This window comes from Kitasatospora sp. NPDC036993 (assembly GCF_055607525.1).
Genome location: NZ_JBVJRP010000001.1, coordinates 151,799 through 172,854 on the forward strand (window position 1 = coordinate 151,799; position 21,056 = coordinate 172,854).

Genomic DNA, 21,056 nt, shown 5'->3' on the forward strand with positions numbered 1-21,056 from the left:
CCCTCCCTACGTGTTGTCGGCGAGGTCGCGCGCGATGAGACGGCAGCTGATCCTGATCCGGGCCAGCTCCTCCACATCGAGGCGTGGACGGTGCTGCTCCAGAAGCGCGAGGTCTCCGAGAGGGTTGATCAGCCGCTCCACGACGAGCGCTCGAGCCCCGGGATCGCTGAGAGCGATGTATCCGCGCTTGAAAACGGATCCGTCAAGGAAAGTCTCGGGGGAGTCTTGGATGATGCGGATGACGGCGCTGGCCGGAACATATCGGATGAATTCGCCGCTGGTGACCACGTTGCTCCAAGGGGACGTTCCACCAGCCTCGACCGCGAACCGGCGCTCGGCGTCCACTCGTTCGTCCTTCGTGAGCAACAGCCAGTGCACCGCCGGGTTCGCCGAGACGGGCGTCACCATGGCCAAGCGCACCTGTTCGAGGAGCCGCTCGGATTCCTCCGCCATCGCCGCCGGCGTCAGCCGGGGACTGGACGTGTGGACCTTGAGCTGCGCGACGATCTCGCTCAAGGGCATCGACACGTTATTCGCCCGAACCCGCATGAACTCCGCGACCTCGACGAGCGCCAAGTCGCGCATGTCCGTCCCGAATTCGCGGAAGATCGAGTGTCCGGTATCGATGAACACTTCCAAGCGCGGGGCTCGGACCATCGACACGATCACAGGCGCGGCCTGCCCGTCCTTGGTGACAAGGTGCTGGCTACGAACCGCCCAAGCCGTCAGATCGACGCGCCCCAAGTCTTCGAGGTAGTACGGGCCCGTCAGATCCACGATGGGGTCGGCGCTGTCACGGTATCGCTGAAGCCGCTGGTCCAGCGTCTCCACCGGTGCGGTAATGTCCTCGGGCGGTTCTTGGCCAGCAACGGTCGAGGCTGGCGCGGCACCGCCCTCAGCCTGGTCATCCGGGTCGAGGAGTCCGGCCCCAAACCCGGGGAGGATGTCGTCATTCCCCGGTTGAGGTTCCACTGTTACCGGATTGTCGTGCTGGTAAGCGGCGCGGTACCACGCCTCGTCGGTCTGATACTCGTAGTGGCCTGCCCGCATGAACGTGGCCCACTGCGCGGCCTTCTCATGGAGGGCGTTGCGTCCGTCACCCGGGATCAGGTAGTTGAGCCCCGGGTCCTGCCGGCGGAAGCCCGCGTAGAGCAGGGCGAGGGGGCTACGGTTCTCCGGCAGTCCGAGGTTCTTCGCGATCTTTGGGCGCAAGGGGCTTGTTCCGCGGACCTCACGCAGGACTTGCCGCCACTCGGCCGTCTCGAACTCGAAGGCGGTCTTCTGGTAGTTCGGAGCGACGTGATCGCAGTGGATCTCACCGACGATCCGGCCCATCTGCACAGCTCCGGAGTCGATGGGGTACTCGAGCTCCGCATCAGCGAGGCTGTCCTCGTCTTCCCAGTAGAAGACCCGCTTGTCCTTAAGCATGATCTTGCGTCCGTTGCGGAGGAAGTCCAGCCCGTAGTCGGTGCGGTGGACGTAGCGCTGAATCCCGATCCAGCCCCAGATCTTGCGCTCCCTCAGTTCCAGGCGATCCTGCCCACATTCCTCGCAAAGGTCGGCGTCGGCGGAACTCCAGTACCCGCAGGCCATACAGGCGTTCTTGGCGCTCAGCACGCGGTTGATCTTCTGGACAGCGTGGATCTCCACGCCTTGGCGGGTGACGGTCCGCTTCTCGTCCCAGACACAGGGCAGGCGTGGCTTGACCTTCTTGCCGTTGAGCGTAAGCAGGAAGCCCTTGTCCGCCAGCAGGTAGCTGTAGACCTCTCCGAGCTTGTCCCTGATCACGTTCTGCGTCTGCGGACGGCAGAGCGTGGCGTACTGCTCCTGCTTGAGGTCGCTGATGGTGACAGTGGTGCCATGCTCATCACGATTGGCCTTAGGCACCGCGCGGTATGGCGCCTGGTACTTGGAGGAGTTGGCGATCTGCACCAGGTCCAGTGTTACCTCGATCCAGTCCGAATCGCCTGCCCGACTGGTACGCACCGTGGTACGCCGACCGAGTCGCGCCGTACTGATGTTGAAGCCCATCCCGAACAGGCCGAGAGAGCCGTGTCGGCCGTTACTGGTCCAGCCCGCGCTGATTGCGTTGGTGACAGCCTTCAGGCTCATGCCCCGGCCGTTGTCCTGCACCGTGATCTCAGCCGTCGCACGCTGCGAGTTCGCCGGGGGAAGTGAGATCGCGACCGAGGGCCGATCCACCGTCCCGCCGGACGCCTGGAACTCGTCGAAGGAGTTGTCGATCAACTCAGCCAGGCACTGCCAGTGTGAGAACTCGATATCGCCGAGCACGCCCAGGATGCGCGGGTGCGGTGTGACGTTGATGTACTGGTCCTCGGTCACAGCCGACCCCCGTCTTGGTGGTGAACACATGCTTGGCAGGCGGATGTGCTCGCGCGACCATCAGCAGTCTGGCGTGCACCATCGACCCCAGTCGAGCACGCTCCAGGAGCATCCATCAGCATGTCCTCAACCCTAATGGGCGACACCAGCAGATGCGGGACAAAGATCTCGTAGCCCTGCTGATGCCACACCTCAACCAGGAGGGCGCCTCAGAACCTCGCGCATGGCGGACTCGGCTCATGCCTCTGGGAGCCTGCGGAAGTCACCGCTGCTGCCAGCGGCCGAGTGCAGATCCCGACGGGGATTCTCGCCAAGGCCGGTTTCGACACTGGGAGTACAGTCCTCGCGTGCAGCGACGATTGACGGCCATATCGTCCTACGCAGGTTGACCGACGCCATCAATGACCTGATGATCGACGGGGAGTTGCAGCTACGCCTCGCCGGACGTTCTGCGGACCGCCGAGAGGACCCGCTTCGCTACGTCCTCCGGTGCCTCATGCTCCCAGGCCCGGATGACCGTCCAGCCCTCCTCCTCCAGGATCCGGTTGGTCTCGGCGTCCCGCCGCTGGTTGTCGGCGAACTTCTCTTTCCAGAAGTCCACGTTCTTGGTCGCCGGTCGATGATGCTCCGGGCAGACGTGCCAGAAGCAGCCATCGACGAAGACCGCGACTCGCGCCTTTGGGAACAGCACATCCGCACTGCGCCGGAGGCCCTGGAGCGGCCGCGCGTTGACCCGGTAGCGAAGCCCTTCCTTGAAAAGCAGAGAGCGAAGGACCTTCTCGGGCTTCGTGTCCTTTCCGCGGTTACCTCTCATCGAGGCACGGACCGCCGGGGTCGAGGCTGTCGAGTCCTCGGGTAGCGTCTCCTCCATCAAGAGGCCCATCGCCCAGGCCAGCCGCCAGCCCTCAGCCAGATTGGCCGCGCGGGTGTCCTGCTCCACCTCGCCCAGGTAGCGCTCTGGAGACTTCCGTCCGTCGCCCCAACGCAGGGACGCTCGGATCCGCCGCGTCTTAGGCAGGACCCTCAACGAGACCGAGGCGTGAGCGATCCGGCCGTCACCCAAGTCAACCACCCGTCGATGGCGACCACCCGCTGCTCGGTCCTGTTCAGCGGACAGGGCCTTCCGTGTCCTCCCCGGCCGCCCCTTCCAGGCGCGATCGGGGGGCAGCCGGTCATTCCAGCGGCTCTGGGACGGTTTCGCCGCATCGCTCACGACTGTGATCCCGGTGCCGCGTCGAGGGCCTTGGCCACCGCGTCAGCGAATACGGCACCGAGCTTCACCGGGACCGCGTTGCCGAGTTGCCGCATCTTCTCCCCCCTAGGGCCTTCGAGCTTCCAATCGTCAGGGAAGGTCATGACCCGGGCGGTCTCACGCACCGTCATGTAGCGATGCCTGTAGATGGTTCCGCCGGGAGTCTCAAGGTCGTCGGTCAGCATCACGGACTCGCCGCCAGGGACTCCGTGCACGCCGGCCTTCACGGTCTTGGCGGGGCGGTCCAGTTCATTGGGCGTGTGGCCCTTGTAGATGCGAGCGTCGGGCCATCCGATGTGGTCGGTGAACCCCCCGGCGCGGTGCTCCTGGCGGTCAAGCCTGTCCCAGGGGATCTTCGGTAGTGGCTTGCCCTCGTTCTCATCGATGCCGGCGATGGCATCCCGGAACGTACGCCAAGGCTTCGAACCGTCTGGGATGAGCGAAACGTCCTTGGGGATCCTGGCCATGACCCGGGCGCGGACATCCGCGGGCACCGATGGATGCCGCTTCCAATACGAGCCGTCGAGCATGGTCCGGAACAGCGCCTCCTCCGAGTACTGGGGACGCACATCCTTCTTGAATTGGTCGATGTCGACCCCCAGGTCCTCCCGGAAGGCGACGATGAAGATGCGGTTCCTGACCTGGGGGACCCCGTAATCGGCGGCGTTCACGCGTGTCATCACCACCTTGTAGCGCTCCGCCGGGTCACCGGCGGCCCTGCCCTTGGCCTCGATGAGGGCCTTGTCGTGCTTCTGCCAGCTGATCTCCGGATCACGCAGCTCGAAGGGCATCTCCATCTCGCGCAAGATGTACTCGAGGTACGGCTTGAACGATGGCCTGAGCAGTCCGACGACGTTCTCGCAGATGACGGCCTTGGGCCGAATCTGGCGCATCGCCTTGAACATCTGAGGGAACATGTTCCGCTTGTCCTCGTCCCCCTTGGCGATCCCGCCCAGGCTGAACGGCTGACAGGGCGGACCGCCGGCGAGCACGTCGACACGACCGAGCAGGTAGCTCATTTCGAGGCCCTGAACGTCCCCCGCCACGAGCGGCCACGGCTCCCCCGGCTCCGGGATCCGCTCCTCATCCCCGCGGGGCTTGGCCCCGTTCGCCTCCAGGGTCTGACAGGCTCGTGGGGCGAACTCGTTGAACAGCAATGGCCGGAAGCCCGCCCCATGGATGGCCATCGCGAGGCCGCCCGCGCCCGCGAACAGCTCGACAGCGGTGCGATCATCTCTCGACTCTTCTTGCAGTTCAGGCATTGCAAAAGCATACCGCGGAAATAGCGATTACCGGGACTGTTGTCAAGAAGTCTCACCTCACCTTCACGAGTGACCGAAGCGGTACGACCAGCGATCGAAGTGGCCGCCACAAGCGGGGACAGCACTGTTCCGATTCCCGCACGCCAGGGCGAACGGCCACACGGGCGATGCCGCCCAGGTCCGGTGATCAGGTCGCCGACCGGCCGCGAGGGAGCCTCCCAGCGGTGATCACCCGCGCGCCGGACGCCGGCACCGGCGGCCAGCCCGTCTGCCCCTCAGCTGAATCGCCAGTTAGCGACAGAACCCGGTACCCGTCGCTGAGACCATTCACGGACGAGGGGGCCTTCCGCGCCAGCTCGCAAACAAGCCCAGGCCAACGCTGGTGACCGCCGTGAACGCCTCAGACCCGGCGATCAGGAAGACGGCCGCCGCCAGCGTGGTCAGAAGCAACAGTGCGACCAGATCAAGCACCCGGTCACGGATCGGTTCCACCGACACCGGCCTTGACCTGGAGTCAACCCGAGGAGAGGAGGGCGAGGTGGGCTCTTCGATTTCATCCATGCGACCAGCACACCAGGCTCACCCGCCACGACTCCTATGGCACGAACAGGCTCAGACATACCCGATCGCCGCAGGCCGACGCCGTACAAGATGGTGCGCGGAGCGAACACCCAACTCTGTATGGTGGTGTTCGGCGAAATTCGGTCCTGTTCGGTAGCCAGCGTCCTACGCTGAGTCCCGCAGACCATCAGGGGGACATGCGTGGCGCATGGGGATTCTTCGGGGATGACACCCGAAGCCGCGTTCCAGCGAGGACTCGCCGACTTCGCCACCGGACTCCGGAGACTGCAGATCGAATGCGGCAACCCTTCCCAGCGCATGATCAGCCGCGCCGCACCCTCCGGGCGGCCACTGTCGGCCTCCGCGATCAGTGAGACCCTCACGGGTAAGCGTCTGCCCAGTCGAGACTTCCTCATCGCCCTCGTCCGGACGCTGCTCAGCCACTCGAACGATGGCCAGTCCCCTGTAGGCCGCAACGACCCAAGGGTCGAGTTCTGGCGCACGAGCTGGAACCGAGTGGCGCACCTACAGTCCGAGGCCCGTCACGCACCCGCAGCATTCAATTCGGCACAGTCGGTCACGGTTGCTGAGAGCGATCCACCACCCTCTGCACCCACTCAGCCGGGAAGCGACACACCAGCGAACCCTTCTGAGTCGCTGACGCATAGTCGGCGCTTGAAATTTCGCCGCGCGTCTGTGCTCCTGCCTCACTCCGGCTTCGTATGGTCTGTGGCGTTCTCCCCCGATGGCAAGCTTCTCGCGACCGGCAGCGCCGCTGGGAAGGTGACGCTCTGGGACCCCGTCACCCACCAGGCCATCAGCAATCCCGAGACTGCCCAGAAGAGCACAATCAGGTCGGTGGCGTTCTCTCCGGACGGACGTTTGCTGGCGGCTGCCAGTGACGAACATGGCGTATGCCTATGGGACGTGAGGTCAGATCAATCATCCGGAGCTCTCCAACTCACGAAGCGACAAAAGGTCGCAGCAGTCGCGTTCTCCCCGGATGGCACCGTGCTGGCCACCGCCAGCTTTGACCGAACGGTACGGCTCTGGGACCCATACACGTGCGAAGCGGTCGGCAAGCCGCTGACCGGACACACCGGCCCCGTCACGGCAGTCGCCTTCTCGCCCGAGGGGAGCGCATTGGCCACCGCTAGCTTCGATGGCATGGTGCGGCTCTGGGACCCAACCACCCACCAAGCGATCGGCAAACCGTTGCTCGGCCACACCGGGCTCGTCAGGTCGGTGGCGTTCTCCCCCGACGGCAAGCTGCTAGCTAGCGCGAGTGACGATGGCATGGTACGGCTCTGGGACCCAGCAACCCACGAAGCGGTCGGAACGCCCCTGGCCGGCCACACCGGCTCCGCCACTGCGGTGGCGTTCTCCCCCGACGGCAGCCTGCTCGCCACGGCCAGCGACGATGGCATGGTACGGCTCTGGGACCCAGCAACCCACGAAGCGGTCGGAGATCCCCTGACCGGTCATGCCGTCCCCGTCAAGTCGGTGGCGTTCTCCCCCGACGGCAGCCTGCTCGCCACCGCTGGCTACGATCGCGTCGTGCGGGTATGGGAGGGCAAGGAGACATTGCCATTGCTTGTCCCGACGCAGCGCACTCGGGACAAAGACGACCCGCATGACAACGTGCTCAGCGAGGACGCCGAACTGCGCTCCCGACTAGGTGTTCTGACCGCACGCGGCCTCGCCAGTCGAAGCGTCCTAACCGCGCTCAAGAACGGCGAAGGCATCTATCTGGCGCCCCTTGTCGGACACCGTGACGCGGTCTGGTCAGCCGCGTTCTCCCCCGACGGAACCACACTGGCTACCGGGAGCGCCGACGATACGGTGCGATTCTGGGACCCTGCTGACCGGCAACCCGTCGGAAGGCCCCTGACCAATCACCGCGACTCCGTTCGTTCAGTCGCGTTCTCCCCCGACGGCACCCTGCTAGCAACCGCAGACCGTAGCGGGGCGGTTCGCCTGTGGGATGCGGGCACCCGGGTACCGGCGGGCGGGCCATTTGCCGACAACCTCGGCCCCATCACATCAGTGGTCTTCTCGCCCACCGGAGTCCTCCTTGCCATCGTTACTGACGCTGGCGAGGTACAACTGTGGTTGCCGGCCTCGCAACAGGCTGCCAGTGATCCTCTGGCCAGCCGACGTGGGGTCATTACCGGAATTGCGTTTTCCCCCGATGGCACGCTAATCGCAACCGCCACCGATGCTGGCACGGTGACACTTTGGGACTCTGGCACCCACCAGCCAACCGGTGAACTCCGTGATGGCCACAGCGGCTCAGTCAGCTCCGTGGTGTTCTCCCCGGATGGCAGCTTGATCGCGACCGCCGGTCACGATCGCTCGATGCAGCTGTGGGACCCAACTACCCATCAGCCCGTCGGAAAGCCCCTTATGGGCCATGACGGTGCCGTTACAGCCATGGCCTTCTCCCCCGACAGCGCACTCATCGCGACGGGGAGCAACGACCGCACCGTGCGGCTGTGGGACCCAACCACCCATCAACCTGTTGGTGAGTCCCTCGCCGGCCATCGCGGCACTGTGACGTCGGTTGCCTTCTCCCCCGATAGCTCCGTGCTCGCCACCGCCAGCACCGATTGCGCCGTTCGGTTGTGGGTACCTCCCGCAGTCAACAGCTTCGCTCGACCTCAGGGCTAAGAGAGGGAGCGGCCCCTCTTGGACGCTGGCTTCGCGGTCCGGAAGCGTTCCAGGACGCGCTCGATCCAGTCGCTTTTCGCGCCGTACTTGGGTTCGGCGGTCTCCTTCCAGGTCTTGGTGCCGCCGGCGGGCCGGGCTGGCGGGTGCTCTGGAGCTGGTCCTGCCGGGCCATGCCTGGCTATGCAGCCTCAGGTGGTAGGACCGAAGGTGAGGAGCGGCACGTCGTAGAGGGCGGGGTTGCGGGGCCGAGTCATGGTGGGCCCGGCGACTTCCACGATCAGGAGCTCGCTGAGGAACTGCACGCGTGCGTTGAGCAGGTGGCTGGTGCGGCCGTCGGCGTTGTCGCCCTTGAGGCCGGCGGCGAGGTGGATGTGTGGGAGAACGAGGCCGGTGGCGGGGTCGTGGGCGAGGGTGCCGCCGCCGAGGGCTTCGACGAACTCGACGCGGGTGCGGTCCCAGAGGGGCTGTTCGGGGTGGGTGAGGCCGTCGCAGGTGCCGACGATCTCGGCTTCGGAGAAGGCGCCGATGAACATGGGAATGTAGCCCTGCTGGACGTCGTGATCCTTGCAGAACGCGGCGAGGGTGTCGAAGAAGTCTTCGCCGTGCTCGAAGGTGACGCCGAAGGTCCGGCCGAGGGTCAGTTCGCTGACGCGCATGGGGCTGGGTCCTCGCTGTCGGAAGGGCTGTTGCGGGCTCGGCTCAGTCAGCTGCGGCGCGGAAGGCGGCGGCGATCTCGTCGGTCTTGCGGCCCTGGGCGAGCAGGAGGTGCAGGAGGAGACGGGCCTTGTAGGCATCGAGGTGGCCGCCTCGGATCAGCCCGCGGGCGAGGAGGTCCTTCTCGGAGCCGGGGAAGCTGTAAGTCGATTGCAGGACCGGGCCGTTGCCGATGCGGGTGGTGAGGACGACCGGAATCCGGGAGGCGGTCTTCTCCAGGGTGGCCACGTAGTTCTGGGGAACGTGGCCCACGCCGAACGCGGCGATCACGAGGCCGTCGCACGCCTCGGCCACCGTGGCGAGGAGGGTGCCGTCGTCGCCGAGCGTCGCGGTGTACAGCCCGACGCGGGGCGCGGAGCTGGTGAACGATCCGGGGACGGCGGTGCGGGTGGGGAGCGGGCCGTGAAGGTGGACGCGGCCCTCGTAGAGGCGTCCGAGGGACCCGGTGGCCGGGGAGGTGAAGGCGGCCGGGCTGGTGCTGTGGGACTTGCGGACGTTGCGGGCGGCGTGGATCTCGTCGCCGAGGACGACCACGGTGCCGGCGCCGTGCAGTTCGGGGGCCGCGGCGGCGATGACGGCGGCGTGGATGTTCGCCGGGCCGTCCGCTCCGGGCTGGGTGGGGTTGCGCATGGCTCCGGTGACGACGATCGGCTGGTCGCCGGCGTGCAGGAGGTCGAGGAGGTAGGCGGTCTCCTCGATGGTGTCGGTGCCCTGGGTGACCACCGCGCCGTCGCAGCCGTCCTGGAAGGCGTCGGCGATGGCTTCCGAGAGGGCGCCCAGGTCGTCGAAGCTGAGGGAGGCGCCGGGGAGGCGGCGGAAGTCGTGGACGCGCAGGTCGGTGTTCAGCTCCTGGAGGGCCGGGACCGCCGCGAGGAGTTCATGGGCGGACAGGGCGGGTACGACGCCGCCCGTGGCCGGATCGGTCGTCATCGCGATGGTGCCACCCAGGGAGAAGATCGCGACTGTCCTCTTGCTCAACGTCGATGTCTCCTCGTCAGGATGGTCTTCCATCAGCAGCTCGGCCGCGTGACCTCCGGTGCAATCTATCGGTTCAGGGCACGCGGCGGGCGGCGATGAACTGACAAGCGGCGTCCAGACCTTCCAGACTCAGCAGGCGGCTGCGGGGCCTGGCGAGGGCGCGGGTGCCGGCTGAGGCGAGCTGGCGGCAGCGGCGGGTGAGCCAGGCCCAGTCGAGTCCGAGGTAGTCGGCGGTGGCGATAAGGCGTCCGTGGGCGGCATCGGCGGCGGTCGCGGAGTTTGCGGCGGCGTGGCCTACGGCGTCGGCGAACGTGCGCAGATCGGCCCGTCGTGTCGTGCGTCCGAGCTTGGACACGGCCTCGGCTCGTACCCAACTGGCGATGACGGCACGCTGCTGGGGGATCAGGACGAAGCCCTCGGTCTCGGCGAGGTCGGGGCTTTCGGTGATCCAGGTGGTGATGCCGTGGGATTCCATCAGGGCGATCACCAGGAAGAGCATGACCCGCTCGTAGCCTGGGGAGCGGGTGACCGCCTCCGGTGGGATGCAGAAGGCGCGGCCGGTCCCGCTCCTCGCCTCGGGTGTCGCCGGGGCGGTTCGCCGCAGGTAGTCGAGTTTGTGGGAGAAGAAGAGCCAGGTGGCGGCTTCCTCTCCGGTCCGCTCGCGGGTCCAGAAGAGCGGGGCTTCGCCGAGGGCGTCACGGTTGTCGAGGATGTAGTGGGCGCTGGCCTGGGAGCCGATGAACATGAGGGAGCCGGCCGCCAGCTCCTCGTCCCGGACGGCGCTGGCCAGCGGGTCGAGGTCGGTGTCGGTGGTGAGCGGCAGGACGGTGTGCAGACCGGCGTCGTCGTTGAGAAGAGCGGCGTCGAATCCGGTGACTGCCCACAGGATTCCGTAGGTGAGGTCGTCGAGCTCGTAGGCGGACGGGATGCGGAGCGGGCGGTCCTGGGCCCGACCGGCGAAGCGCGCGTCGACGGCGAACTGCCGGCTCGCTCCGTCGATGGTCCGTTTGGCGATCACGAGGGAGCGGGTCGGTGTTTTCATCCAGGCGTCCAACTCGGCACCACCGCTGAGGTGGAGTTCATTGCCGTAGAAGGTGTCAGCGTCGATGACCAGCGCGGGCAGGTTCGCGCCGGGGAGGCTCTGGCCCGCGGGGAAGTGCAGGCACCGGGATCCGGCCGCTGCGAGGGCGAGCGGCGGTGGTTGTGCGACGTGGGTTGTCGGCTCCGCACCGCCCTCGGACTCGCTCGGGAGCGGGCCGGCCAGCTCCTCGGGGAAGTTGAGGACCTGGGCCCATTGGATCATCTTGCGCCGGTCCTTGACGGTCCGCTGACCACACTCCAATCGGCTGATCTCGGACTGGTCGCTGTTGACGATCCGGGCGAACGCCGCCTGGGGCAGGCCGGTGTGGCGTCGAACCAGGCGGCAGAGCGTTCCCAGATCCCACGTCGCCACTGCCTGCTGGACCTGCGGGTCGTCCCAGAACTCGCGCGCGATACGTAAATCACGCTGGCACGGGCCGCACTTGGCACCGGCGTTGTAGCGGCTCAGAGTGCTGCCGCAGGAGGTGCACCGTCGCTGCTGACTGCTGTCCACGCTGACATTCTTCCTCGCGATGCTCCGCCAGTTCGGCATCTACCGCGACTCGCATAAACGCCCATGAGCGCGGGTCGGCTTCTTCACGACCATGGATGAACGCACACGAGCCGGTTGCGACGGTCGTCGTCGCCACGAGCCGTGCGTCAGGAAGGACTTACAAGACGATGAGAGCAACGATTCCCGCAGAGGAGTCCACCAAGCCTTCGTTGCGGTCGGCTTGGCAGACGCTGGCGGACGGGCTGCTGGTTCAGCGGCTCCAACTGCACGTCGAGGAATGGCGCGAGATCGTGCAGACCGGGGGGAGCCTGCCCGACATCAGCGGCGCCCCGGTCGCCGGCCTGGCCCTGCGGCCCACCGGCACCGTCGGCCCGGAGGCGCGGGCGCTGCTGGAGCGCACCGGCCTCGCCTACTGGTGGTCGTACCCGCAGCGCTACGGCACGGTCGGCGACACGAGCGCGATCGGTACGGTGCGAGCGGCGGAACAGGCCCGCCGGCGTCTGCTGATCGACGGCACGGCGGCGCCGTGGACCGAGGCCGTGATCGCGGCCTGCGAGGCGAGCGCGTGGTGGGTCGGGTTCTTCGCCGTGATCAGGCACCACGGTGTGCGGCACCTGACCTTGGAGCCGAACCCCGAACCGATCCACGCCCAGGTCCTGGAGGGCGCGGTCGGCGCGGTCGCCTACGGGCTGGCGGGCCGCGTGCTGGCCACGGCCCTTCGGGAACAGGACGACGAACGGACCCGGCGGGCCTACTGCGAGGCCATCACGGCGGGCATCGAGGTGGAGCGGACGCTGCCCGCTCTGCTGGACGAACTGGGCGAGCTGCGGCTCGTGGACCTGGTGTCCACGACCGCCGTGTGGCGCGGCCAGTTCACCAAGTACGCGGGCGGCACCGGAGCAGGGCAGGTCGAGTAATGACGAACCGCTACCCCTTCATCGCCATCGAGGGCCTGGACGGCACCGGGAAGACCACGCTCCGCAAGGGGCTGTTCCAGCTGTGGCAGGGCCTGTTCGACACGGCCCCGCTCTGCGTCCTGACCACGAACTTCCTGTCGCCTGAGCACGCCGGGCAGATCGTCGACGGGAAGTACCGACCGTCGCCCGAAAACAGGGCCGCCTACCTGTCGGCCATCGTCGCGGACAAGAACGCGACCGTGCGGCAGCTGGTCGAGCCCCAGCGGCGCGCACGGCCGGTCATCGCGGACCGCTGGCTACTGAGCGAGCTCGCGTTCTTCGCCGTCAAGCACGGCGCTCGGGCACAGGACACCTACAAGGCCCTCGCCGAAGAGCTGGCGGACGGCCCGGACGCGACGCTGGTGCTCGAACTGCCCGCCGCCGACTCCATGTCTAGGGCGAAAGACCGCGCCGGCGACGCCGTGCGGGCGGACTGGGACGTGCACCACGTGCAGTCCGCGGTGCACGAGGTCTACGCCGAGGTCACCGGTTCCCCGCAGTCGTTCCCGCTGCTCGGCACCGTCGTCCCCCTGGACGCCGGCGCCACCCCGGCGGAGGTTCTCGGCTCCGCCTGGGCCGCGCTCGAACGCCTCGGGCTGATCCCCGGCCTCCCGACCGATGCGGAGAAGGAGAGCTGATGCCGATATCCGACGCGGCGGCCCGCTTGCGCCAGTCGCTCACCGTGCCGACACCGGCACGCCCGCTGCTCGCGGCGGGCGCCGTCAACGCCATGGCGGCCCGACTGGCCGTGGAGGAAGGGTTCGACGCGCTCTGGGTGAGCGGCCTGGAGGTGTCGGCCGCCCTCGGCCTGCCCGACGCCAACGTGCTCAGCGCCCGCGACTTGGCCGACGTGGTCACCGCGCTCGGCCGAGTGACCGATCGCCCCGTGATCGTGGACGTCGACAACGCGGGCGGCACCGTGGAGGGTGCTGCCCGCATCGCCGCCGACCTGGTCCGGGCCGGGGCTGCCGCCATCTGCCTGGAGGACAGCGCCTACCCCAAGTGCAACAGCTTCTCCGCGCACACCTCTCAGCAGCTGGCCGCCGCCGACCTCGTCATCCAGCAGGTCGAGCGCATCCGCAAGACGGTCGGAGAGGGCCTGGTGGTCATCTCCCGCACCGAGTCCCTGATCGCCGGCATGAGCCTGGAGCTGGCCATGGGCCGATCGACGCGCTTCGTCGATGCGGGCGCGGAAGCCGTGCTGATCCACTCCAAGGACCAGACCGGCGGCCAGCCGATGGAGGTGGCCACCCGCTGGACCAATGCGGCCCCGCTGGTCACCGTGCCCACCGCCTTCCCCCAGCTCACCGCCTCGGAGCTGGGCGAGGCCGGCTACCGGCTGTGCATCTACGCCAACCAGTTCAGCCGGGCCGCCATGGCCGGCATGCGCGCCGCCGCCCGCCAGTTCACCCGCGAGGGCACCTTCCGCCCCAGCGCCGAGGCCCCGCTCGCGGCCGTCGCCGACCTCCTGCAGATCGGCGAACCGGACGCCCTGTCCTGCATCTGACCTCACACCCCGAGGGATCCCGCGATGACCCTGCCCCGCATCAGCGTGTCGGTGAAATCCGCAGTCCTGCACGACGACCAGGTCCTCCTCGTCTCCTACAACGACCACTCCGGGTTCCACTACAACCTGCCCGGCGGCAAGGCGCAGGAGGGAGAGAGCCTGCGCGACGCGGTCCGCCGCAAGGTCCAGCAGGAAACGGGTCTCGACGTGGCCGTCGACCGCCTCCTGCTGGTGACCGAGTACGTGCCGGCCGCCTGGAACGACGAGTTCGGGACCGTACAGAAGACCCAGTTCACCTTCCTCTCCCACCCGTTGGGCGACACGACGCCGCAGTTCCCGGACCCGCCCGACCCGATCCAGGTCGGCTTCGAGTGGACGCCCATCGGCAAGCTCGCCGAGGTGTACCTCCTGCCCCGGATCAACCAGCCGTTGCTCGCCGCTCTGCGCGGCCAGCTCAGCGACCCGTTCATCGACAGGTGGTGACCTCCTTGAACGACTTGAACGACGACCTGCGCAAGTGGCTGCTCACTGAGCACGCGGAAACGGTCTGCGCCGACCGGCTGGACGTCATCGCCGACGAGCTCCACCGCCTGGTCGACCGGCGCGTCGGCGGTGCGATCGTCGAACTCGGCTGCTACCGCGGCGCGATGGCTCTGTGGATGCGCTGCGTGCTGGATTCGCTCGGCGACCGCGGGCGTGAGATCCACGTCTTTGACTCCTTCGCCGGCATGGCCGCCCCCGGCGACCAGGACTCCGACCACCTCTCCGAAGGTGACCTGCACTCCGCTCCGCAGGACGTCCTGGACACCCACGCCCGCTGGAACCGCACGCCACCGACGATCCACCCCGGCTGGTTCGAACGGACCGTCCCCGGCGAGTTGCCCGGCACGATCGCTCTGGCTTACCTGGACGGCGACTTCTACGACTCCACCCTCACCGGCCTGCGAGCCTGCGTGCCCAGGCTTTCCCCGTCCGGGGTGTTGCTGCTGGACGACTACGCCGACACCGCCGTCAACCCGAAGGCGTGGAACGGCCTGCCCGGCGTGAAGCGTGCCGCCGACGACTTCTTCGGCGTGCCCTCCCCGGTCGAGGTACTCGTCGGCGACGGCGACCTCGCCTTCGGGCGCTACCTGCCCCCCATGCCCCGAGGAACGGCGTCCCGATGACCCAGACCATCCTCATCGCCAAGGGCGCCGCCGATCTCGGCCGACTCCAACTCTCGCTTTCCGCAATCGATTTCATCGAGACGGCCGACTTCGATTCGCTCCCCGGGAGCGCGCACCGGGCCACGCTCCTCGCCCTGCGCTCCGGAGCACGGCTGGGCGGTCGACAGCTCGACCAGTTGCCGCTGCTCCAGCACGTCGTTCGGGTCGGCTCGGGCACCGACAACATCGACGTCGCCGAGCTCGCCCGGCGCGGCATCACCCTGCACCGCAATCCGCACGTCAGCGCGGCGGCCGTGGCCGAGTGGTGCCTGATCGCCGCGCTGAGCCTGGCACGTCGGATCCCCTTGGGCCACAACGCTCTTGTCCAGGGCCGTCACATGAAGGACGCCTGCCTGGGGCAGCCGCTGTCCGATCTTGATGTCGCCGTCTGGGGAGCCGGCCCGGTCGGGAGATCGGCTGCCAGGTTGCTCGCCCCCTTCGCTCGCCAAGTCACCTTCGCCCGTTGGCCGTCCAACCCACCGGCGCTGCGGCAACTGCCCGCTCACGCGCTGATCGATTACGCGGACGTCCACGTGATCGCGCTACCGCTACGGGACGAGACGCGTGGCCGGTTCGACGAGGGGTTCCTCGCCAGGGTGTCTGCGCGCCGACCGCTGGTGATCTGTGCGGGCCGGATCGAGACGCTCGATGTGGAGGCGTTCCTGCGCTCGCTCGACACACGGCGCATCACCGGCCTCGCCCTGGATGCCATCGAAGCGAAGCACTTGGGGCTCGTGGGTACCTCAGCCGGCGCTCGAAACCTCCTGGTCACGCCGCACGTCGGCGCCCAACGCGCGGACGTCCGGGAGGAACTCGACACCTGGCTCACCCAGCTCATCGCCTCGGTCTCCGGCCATCGGGTGGCCGTTCCAGTGGGGACTGCTCACCAGGAGGGCCGGTGATCAGCGAGTCGGCTCGTCGCCGCCTCCACATCGCGGGGCAGGTCGCCGAGCACCTCTTGTCCTCCCACCCGGGCTCGACGGTCTGGCTGGAGGGGGCCTTGGCCTGCGGCCTCGCCCACGCGACCAGTGACATCGACCTGCGCCTGCTCGGCGACACCCCGGATCTCCCCGATTCCGGCTCCTGGCTCAGCGACGGCGTGCGGATCGATCTCCAGGTCTCCGGCCCGGACCAGATGGCACAGTTGCGCGCCTTCCTGCGCGGCTTCGAGGTCCGCACCGACGATCTCACGGTGTTCCGCCGGGTTCGCAAGGACCTCGGCGGCCTGACCAGCCTGCGTACGGCAAGGCAGTACCAAGAAGGCCAGTGGATCCCGGTCGTGAGCCCCGGCGAGGCCGAGGTCTATCGCGCGTGGGCCGTGGCGGACCGGGCCGAGACGGTGGCAAGCCTGACCGAGGACCTCCTCGGCCTGGCCGCCGACGGCATGCATGCCTCGGCCGACCTGGTCCTGGAACGCCTGGCACTGACGCTCGCCTCCGCCGAGTGCGCCGCCGCCGGGCAGCCCCTGCTCGGAGAGAAGTGGCTACCGCTCATGGCCACCCGTCCCTGGCCGCCCGGAACAACGACCGCAGTGTGGCACGACAGGTCCTGGGGATGGTTCCGGCCGATCCAGCAGCGGCTGGCCAGTGCTCTGCTGTCCTGCCACCCCGTCGACGACAGCAGCAGCGACCCTGCGCCGGCCTTCGGTGCGGGGTGGCTGCCCCAGCGCTACAGCGACGGCTGGTTCCTGCGCAGGGCCGACGACCGCGTACCGCTCACCGACGCAGCCCTACTCACCTGGGCCAAGCACCTGGAGTCCACAACTACCTGACCGCCGAGGCACCCTGGAGGTGAGCCTTGTCCACCACCCCGCCCCCGAACGACCTCTACTCCCTGTACGCACGCCTCGACCCTGCCGACCGTACGACGGCGTTGTCCGTGATCCTCAAGTTGCGCGGCGAGACCTGCAACATCGACTGCCTGTACTGCTTCGAGAAGCGCAAGGAAGCCCCTGGTGGCCGCCGCATCGATGCCACCCAGGTGAACCAGCTGGCGACCCTCTTCGCCGACCGGCCGCTCTCCGTCGAACTCCACGGCGGCGAACCGCTCACCGCCGGCAAGGACGGGGTCACCGAGGTCCTGCGCGCCCTGGCGGCCAACCCGAACGTGATCCAAGCCAGCCTCCAGACCAACGGTCTGCTTCTCGACGACACCTGGATCGACCTCTTCGACGAGCACCTGCCCTCGCTGGAGATCAGCATCTCCCTCGACGGCGATGCCCGGGGAAACAGCTGGCGCGTCGGATACGACGGGCTGCCCGTTTATCCCCGGATCGTCGAGTCGCTCCAGCTGCTGGAACGCCGAGGCCGGACCGCCTCGATCGTCTGCGCCGTCACCCCTCAAATCCTCGGCCGGGCTGCGGAGATCGTCGACCATCTGGTCTCCTTCCCGGCCGTGATCGCGATCAACTTCGTGCCCTGCTTCGACGGCGCGGTGGTGGCGCCGACACGAACGACGTCCAGCCGTGTCGGCACCAGCAGGGCCATGCAGGCGGCGGCGATCGGACCGACCGGCCCCGCGTGGGCCATCACTCCGGCCCAATACGCGGAGTTCACCCTCGCCTCGGCCGTCCAATGGGTCCGCGCCGGCTGGTTTCGCAAGGTCAAGCTCGATCCGGTCGTCTCCGTGATCCGCCGTCTCCGTGGTCTGCGCAGCGGCTCCTGCCACTTCGACGACCTCAAGTGCGACCACGTCTTCACGCTGTACCCCGACGGCCGTCTCGGCAGCTGTGACGAACTTGCTTGGCCTCAAGCTCAGTTGGCCAGCCTCCCGCTCCTCGGCTCGCAGCAGGACGTGCGGCACGCCCAGGATCGGTCCCGGCTGCTCTCCGGCGCCCGCTCCCTCATCGCGCCATGCGTCTCCTGCGACTACCGGGACACCTGCGGTGGTGGCTGCATGGCCGTGCGGCTCCGCCACGCACACGCAGACCTGGGCGAGTCCTACTGCGCCCACCGCATGCGGCTGATCGACGGCGTCGCTGCCCTGCTCGCACAACCGGAACACCCCGAAGCGGTCTGGTGCACCCGGCTCCGCTGGCGCCCGCGCCACCCGAACCAGATGCACGATGTCGCCGCCTTCCTCCGCCGCTGGGACGACCCGCTCGCGCCCCGACAGCAGGCCCGCCTGCACACCAGCGAGCTCGGCAACATCAACACCGTGGGCCTCCCCGGCATCCACGAAGCCGACGACCTCGACCCCCTGCACCCGCAGTGGCGGGACGGCATCGAGCCGGGGGTGTTCCCCCTCGTGCGAGCCGTCACCGAACGCTGGAACTGCATCACATACGACAGCTGCCAGGGCCACTCTGCCGCCCCCGGCACACCGCAGCGCGAGCTGTCCATCGGCATCCTGCCGCGCGACCGTACCGAGGCGGCCGAGGTCACCGCCCGGCTGTGCCGGCTCGCCGCGCGTGCCGACAACGCCCTGCCGTCTTCGATTGTGCTCGACCTCGGACGGAGCCTGCTGACCTGCGGCACGAGCGGGGATCGCTACCCCGTCCTGGACCTGCGCCTCGTGCCCGCACCGGGCAGCCTCCCGAACGAGTACCTCGCCGCGCTTCCCGCAAGCGGCCGACTCCTGGCTGAACTCGTCGGCGACCCGCCCGGCGACGCCCCGTTCCTGTGCGCCTGCCCTCCCCCGGCCTCACACCCACACGCCCTCGATCTCACGGAGGTTCGCCGGTGATCCACATCGCCGAGACCCTGAGCATCCACACCGTCGAGGACTTCCTCGGCGCCCACGAGGTGCAGCAGCTCAACGAACTCATGGACCTGGAACTCGCCCAACGCGGCCGTGAGTCGTTCGACGACGCTCGCCTCTCCACCATCCACGAGGTCCCCGGACTCACGTCCGAACTGGCCCGCGCCCTGTACGAGCCCGCCGGGCGCGTGGAGATGACCGACGTCCCGGCCGCCGCCCAGGCGATCCTGAACGCCGCGCTGGAACGCAGCCGCACCGCCATCGCGCGGAACACACCGTCCGTCGAGAGCCACCGCCCGTGGATCTTCCTGGAGTACCAGGCCGGCCAGTACATCAGCGCCCACGCGGACGGCATCGCACCTGACCCCGGCGCCTGGCCCCGCCAGATCGCCGCGGCCAGCGTCGCCGTCGAGCTGGCACCCGATGGCAGTGGTGGCTTCTACGTCGAGACCAGCGGGAGCGAGGCTCCCTGGACCCCGGCATCCCCCAAGCCCGTCACCGGCTACGACGCCCGCATGCGGTTCATCTCCGAAGGCACGGACGGCTCATCCGACTGGTTCGCCGCGATGAAGCGCACCCGCTGGACTGCCCAGCCCGCCACGGGCACCCTGCTCGTCTTCGGCAGCCAACTCGTCCACGGCACCGAACCGGTGCGCGTCGGCCGGGTGCGCAAGTTCCTCACGCTCCTGACCGCCGAGGCGCCTGCCCCGCACAGGCCCCGGTGAGCCACCCGTGTGCCGGAGCCGCAGCCCTCCGCGAGCGAGCGCCGTCTCCCTTCCGACCAATCCACCTGCGAGGAGGACCAAATGGAGAACCCCGACCAGTTCAACGAGTTCGTCGAAGCCGTGGCGGCCCTGCACGACGAAGGACCGGTGCGGATCACCGCCCACACGTCCAACGCGTCGCCGCGCGGTTGGAACGCCTCCCGGTCGAACGTGACCGCTGAGGCGTCCACCGACGACACCCAGCAGTAGCCCCACACAGAACCCCGGTGCGTCCGGTGCAGGGCACGCGACCTGCACCGGCCGCACCGTCCCTTGTGAGGAGACGTGACCATGCCCGAGCGCTCGACCGACCAACTCTTCTACCTGCCCGGCCTCCAGGAACGGAAGGCTGAATGCACGCGACGCATCGCAGAACTCCTCGGCAGCAGCCTCGGCGGGCACGGCCCGACCGGTGCAGCCGTCGCCCATGCGGTCGCGCACCACCTGCTCGAAGGTGCCGAGCAGGCCGCCACCAACCGCAACGGCGGCCTGCTCTCCTGGTACCGCCGGACCGAACTGCGCGACCTCGCCTACCTGGCGTCCACGGACTCCGCCGGCAGCGCGCACCTGCTGCTCAACCCGGAGGACGGGAAGCTCCTGCAGTCGCCACTCTCGGAGACGGCGTACTACCTCGTCGCGCCGGAGACCTCGGCCGCACCGGCCGAGCTGCACGAACTGCTGGCAACGTCACTGGACTCCGCCCGCAAGCACGGCTTCGGCGGCCTGGTGGATCAGTACGCGCCGATCGTCTGCCTGCTCGAACGACGGGAACTGCGCGACACCCTCTTCAGCTGGAGCATCACGCGCCTACCCGGCACCGTGTTCACCGACTACACCTCCGCCCCGGAGGTCCTCGCGCGCGACCTCGTCCACGAGGCCGGCCACCACTGGTTCAACGAGGCCCTGGCCATGGCATCCGTCTCCCTGCCGGAGGATGTCACGTTCCACTCGCCGTGGCGCGAAACCGAACGGCCCACCTTCGGCTTCCTCCACGCATGCTGGGCGTTCTCCCTCACCGTGATCTACAGCGCCGCCGTCCTCGACAGCGCCCCTCCGCCCGTCCAAGCCTTCCTGCGCGACTACCTGGCCGGACAGGGCCGCCTCCTACGAGCGGCCGTACCGAACTTCGGCGAGGCCGCCTCCTTGATCACCTCGGAGCAGCTGCGAGAGCGTGTCTCCGGTGCGGTCGACGCCGCCTTGCGGTGCACGCAGGAGCTCCCGAAGCCGTTCGAGGAAGTGAGCTCGTGTTGACCGAGCTGGTCATGCCGCACGTGGTGATCCCCGGCATCGCCGAGTTCGCCCGTGGCGGCCCGCCCGCTCCGGCCGCCACGGATGACCGCAACCCGTGGGTCGACGGCTTCTGCTGGCTCTACTGCGGTCAGCAGTGGACCCGGGTCCTGTGGATCGGCCCCGCCACCGTGGCAGGCGCCCAGGCACCGATGTACGCCTGCGGGCCGTGTATCCAGGAGCTCCAGGAACGCGTCTGGCGCTCGATCCTCCTCAGTGAAGTTCCGCCCTGGGGCTGGACACCTGGAGACTGGGACATGTGAG

The 21,056-nt window shown here is 68.3% G+C and carries 20 protein-coding genes; 13 read left to right on the plus strand and 7 right to left on the minus strand.

Going from position 1 to position 21,056, the window contains the following annotated elements; translation table 11 throughout:
- Positions 1–6: 6 nt before the first annotated feature.
- The 4 genes from ACZ7C5_RS00705 to ACZ7C5_RS00720 form a co-directional block, all read right to left on the minus strand.
- Complete coding sequence (locus ACZ7C5_RS00705) at positions 7–2,343, minus strand: ATP-binding protein (protein ID WP_470321630.1); 2,337 nt, start codon at positions 2,341–2,343, stop codon at positions 7–9.
- Positions 2,344–2,773: 430 nt separating this feature from the next.
- On the minus strand, positions 2,774–3,283 hold the full coding sequence (locus ACZ7C5_RS00710) for a very short patch repair endonuclease (protein ID WP_470321631.1): 510 nt from the start codon (positions 3,281–3,283) through the stop codon (positions 2,774–2,776).
- 269 nt (positions 3,284–3,552) lie between these two features.
- Positions 3,553–4,857: a DNA cytosine methyltransferase gene (locus ACZ7C5_RS00715; protein ID WP_470321632.1), complete on the minus strand. Its 1,305-nt coding sequence runs from the start codon at positions 4,855–4,857 to the stop codon at positions 3,553–3,555.
- Between the two features lie 327 nt (positions 4,858–5,184).
- Positions 5,185–5,418 carry a hypothetical protein gene (locus tag ACZ7C5_RS00720; protein WP_402969275.1) on the minus strand — a complete coding sequence of 78 codons (234 nt, stop codon included), beginning with the start codon at positions 5,416–5,418 and terminating at the stop codon, positions 5,185–5,187.
- Positions 5,419–5,736: 318 nt separating this feature from the next.
- Here ACZ7C5_RS00720 and ACZ7C5_RS00725 point away from each other — a divergent pair, with 318 nt between their 5' ends.
- On the plus strand, positions 5,737–8,088 hold the full coding sequence (locus ACZ7C5_RS00725; protein WP_470321870.1) for a WD40 repeat domain-containing protein: 2,352 nt from the start codon (positions 5,737–5,739) through the stop codon (positions 8,086–8,088).
- Positions 8,089–8,276: 188 nt separating this feature from the next.
- On the opposite strand, the gene ACZ7C5_RS00730 is transcribed toward ACZ7C5_RS00725, so the two are convergent.
- The 3 genes from ACZ7C5_RS00730 to ACZ7C5_RS00740 all read right to left on the minus strand — a co-directional run bounded on the left by ACZ7C5_RS00730 (position 8,277) and on the right by ACZ7C5_RS00740 (position 11,374).
- The gene (locus ACZ7C5_RS00730; RefSeq protein ID WP_470321633.1) at positions 8,277–8,744 is read right to left on the minus strand and encodes a PPC domain-containing DNA-binding protein; all 468 of its coding nucleotides are present in this window, start codon (positions 8,742–8,744) and stop codon (positions 8,277–8,279) included.
- A 43-nt stretch (positions 8,745–8,787) separates the two neighbouring features.
- Positions 8,788–9,780 carry an asparaginase gene (locus ACZ7C5_RS00735; protein ID WP_470321634.1) on the minus strand — a complete coding sequence of 331 codons (993 nt, stop codon included), beginning with the start codon at positions 9,778–9,780 and terminating at the stop codon, positions 8,788–8,790.
- 73 nt (positions 9,781–9,853) lie between these two features.
- Positions 9,854–11,374: a hypothetical protein gene (locus ACZ7C5_RS00740; RefSeq protein ID WP_470321635.1), complete on the minus strand. Its 1,521-nt coding sequence runs from the start codon at positions 11,372–11,374 to the stop codon at positions 9,854–9,856.
- 167 nt (positions 11,375–11,541) lie between these two features.
- Here ACZ7C5_RS00740 and ACZ7C5_RS00745 point away from each other — a divergent pair, with 167 nt between their 5' ends.
- The 12 genes from ACZ7C5_RS00745 to ACZ7C5_RS00800 all read left to right on the plus strand — a co-directional run bounded on the left by ACZ7C5_RS00745 (position 11,542) and on the right by ACZ7C5_RS00800 (position 21,055).
- Positions 11,542–12,291 carry a hypothetical protein gene (locus ACZ7C5_RS00745; protein ID WP_470321636.1) on the plus strand — a complete coding sequence of 250 codons (750 nt, stop codon included), beginning with the start codon at positions 11,542–11,544 and terminating at the stop codon, positions 12,289–12,291.
- A complete protein-coding gene (locus ACZ7C5_RS00750) occupies positions 12,291–12,968 on the plus strand; it encodes a dTMP kinase (protein ID WP_402969260.1) in 678 nt (225 codons plus the stop codon). The genes ACZ7C5_RS00745 and ACZ7C5_RS00750 overlap by 1 nt, the downstream gene beginning before the upstream one ends.
- Positions 12,968–13,837 (plus strand): isocitrate lyase/phosphoenolpyruvate mutase family protein, encoded by an 870-nt coding sequence (locus ACZ7C5_RS00755; protein ID WP_470321637.1) that lies wholly within the window; start codon positions 12,968–12,970, stop codon positions 13,835–13,837. Before ACZ7C5_RS00750 ends, ACZ7C5_RS00755 begins: the two co-directional genes overlap by 1 nt.
- Positions 13,838–13,861: 24 nt before the next feature.
- Positions 13,862–14,320, plus strand: a complete 459-nt coding sequence (locus tag ACZ7C5_RS00760) for an NUDIX domain-containing protein (protein ID WP_470321638.1) — start codon at positions 13,862–13,864, stop codon at positions 14,318–14,320.
- A 5-nt stretch (positions 14,321–14,325) separates the two neighbouring features.
- Positions 14,326–15,003: a TylF/MycF/NovP-related O-methyltransferase gene (locus tag ACZ7C5_RS00765; RefSeq protein WP_470321639.1), complete on the plus strand. Its 678-nt coding sequence runs from the start codon at positions 14,326–14,328 to the stop codon at positions 15,001–15,003.
- Positions 15,000–15,944 (plus strand): NAD(P)-dependent oxidoreductase, encoded by a 945-nt coding sequence (locus ACZ7C5_RS00770; protein ID WP_470321640.1) that lies wholly within the window; start codon positions 15,000–15,002, stop codon positions 15,942–15,944. The genes ACZ7C5_RS00765 and ACZ7C5_RS00770 overlap by 4 nt, the downstream gene beginning before the upstream one ends.
- Positions 15,941–16,813 carry a hypothetical protein gene (locus ACZ7C5_RS00775; protein ID WP_470321641.1) on the plus strand — a complete coding sequence of 291 codons (873 nt, stop codon included), beginning with the start codon at positions 15,941–15,943 and terminating at the stop codon, positions 16,811–16,813. The genes ACZ7C5_RS00770 and ACZ7C5_RS00775 overlap by 4 nt, the downstream gene beginning before the upstream one ends.
- A 26-nt stretch (positions 16,814–16,839) precedes the next feature.
- Positions 16,840–18,726: a radical SAM protein gene (locus ACZ7C5_RS00780; protein ID WP_470321642.1), complete on the plus strand. Its 1,887-nt coding sequence runs from the start codon at positions 16,840–16,842 to the stop codon at positions 18,724–18,726.
- Positions 18,723–19,466 carry a hypothetical protein gene (locus ACZ7C5_RS00785; RefSeq protein ID WP_470321643.1) on the plus strand — a complete coding sequence of 248 codons (744 nt, stop codon included), beginning with the start codon at positions 18,723–18,725 and terminating at the stop codon, positions 19,464–19,466. Before ACZ7C5_RS00780 ends, ACZ7C5_RS00785 begins: the two co-directional genes overlap by 4 nt.
- Before the next feature lie 81 nt (positions 19,467–19,547).
- Positions 19,548–19,715 carry a hypothetical protein gene (locus tag ACZ7C5_RS00790; RefSeq protein WP_470321644.1) on the plus strand — a complete coding sequence of 56 codons (168 nt, stop codon included), beginning with the start codon at positions 19,548–19,550 and terminating at the stop codon, positions 19,713–19,715.
- Between the two features lie 81 nt (positions 19,716–19,796).
- Entirely contained in the window at positions 19,797–20,756 is a 960-nt protein-coding gene (locus ACZ7C5_RS00795; RefSeq protein WP_470321645.1) for an aKG-HExxH-type peptide beta-hydroxylase, read from the plus strand.
- Positions 20,750–21,055, plus strand: a complete 306-nt coding sequence (locus tag ACZ7C5_RS00800; RefSeq protein WP_470321646.1) for a hypothetical protein — start codon at positions 20,750–20,752, stop codon at positions 21,053–21,055. The genes ACZ7C5_RS00795 and ACZ7C5_RS00800 overlap by 7 nt, the downstream gene beginning before the upstream one ends.
- Position 21,056 lies beyond the last annotated feature (1 nt).

Bases quoted from the DNA above. Each gene is read 5' to 3' on its own strand.
- ACZ7C5_RS00715 (WP_470321632.1), bottom strand. From the start codon at position 4,857: ATGCCTGAACTGCAAGAAGAGTCGAGAGATGATCGCACCGCTGTCGAG.
- ACZ7C5_RS00720 (WP_402969275.1), bottom strand. From the start codon at position 5,418: ATGGATGAAATCGAAGAGCCCACCTCGCCCTCCTCTCCTCGGGTTGAC.
- ACZ7C5_RS00725 (WP_470321870.1), top strand. From the start codon at position 5,737: ATGATCAGCCGCGCCGCACCCTCCGGGCGGCCACTGTCGGCCTCCGCG.
- ACZ7C5_RS00730 (WP_470321633.1), bottom strand. From the start codon at position 8,744: ATGCGCGTCAGCGAACTGACCCTCGGCCGGACCTTCGGCGTCACCTTC.
- ACZ7C5_RS00745 (WP_470321636.1), top strand. From the start codon at position 11,542: ATGAGAGCAACGATTCCCGCAGAGGAGTCCACCAAGCCTTCGTTGCGG.
- ACZ7C5_RS00750 (WP_402969260.1), top strand. From the start codon at position 12,291: ATGACGAACCGCTACCCCTTCATCGCCATCGAGGGCCTGGACGGCACC.
- ACZ7C5_RS00755 (WP_470321637.1), top strand. From the start codon at position 12,968: ATGCCGATATCCGACGCGGCGGCCCGCTTGCGCCAGTCGCTCACCGTG.
- ACZ7C5_RS00760 (WP_470321638.1), top strand. From the start codon at position 13,862: ATGACCCTGCCCCGCATCAGCGTGTCGGTGAAATCCGCAGTCCTGCAC.
- ACZ7C5_RS00770 (WP_470321640.1), top strand. From the start codon at position 15,000: ATGACCCAGACCATCCTCATCGCCAAGGGCGCCGCCGATCTCGGCCGA.
- ACZ7C5_RS00790 (WP_470321644.1), top strand. From the start codon at position 19,548: ATGGAGAACCCCGACCAGTTCAACGAGTTCGTCGAAGCCGTGGCGGCC.
- ACZ7C5_RS00795 (WP_470321645.1), top strand. From the start codon at position 19,797: ATGCCCGAGCGCTCGACCGACCAACTCTTCTACCTGCCCGGCCTCCAG.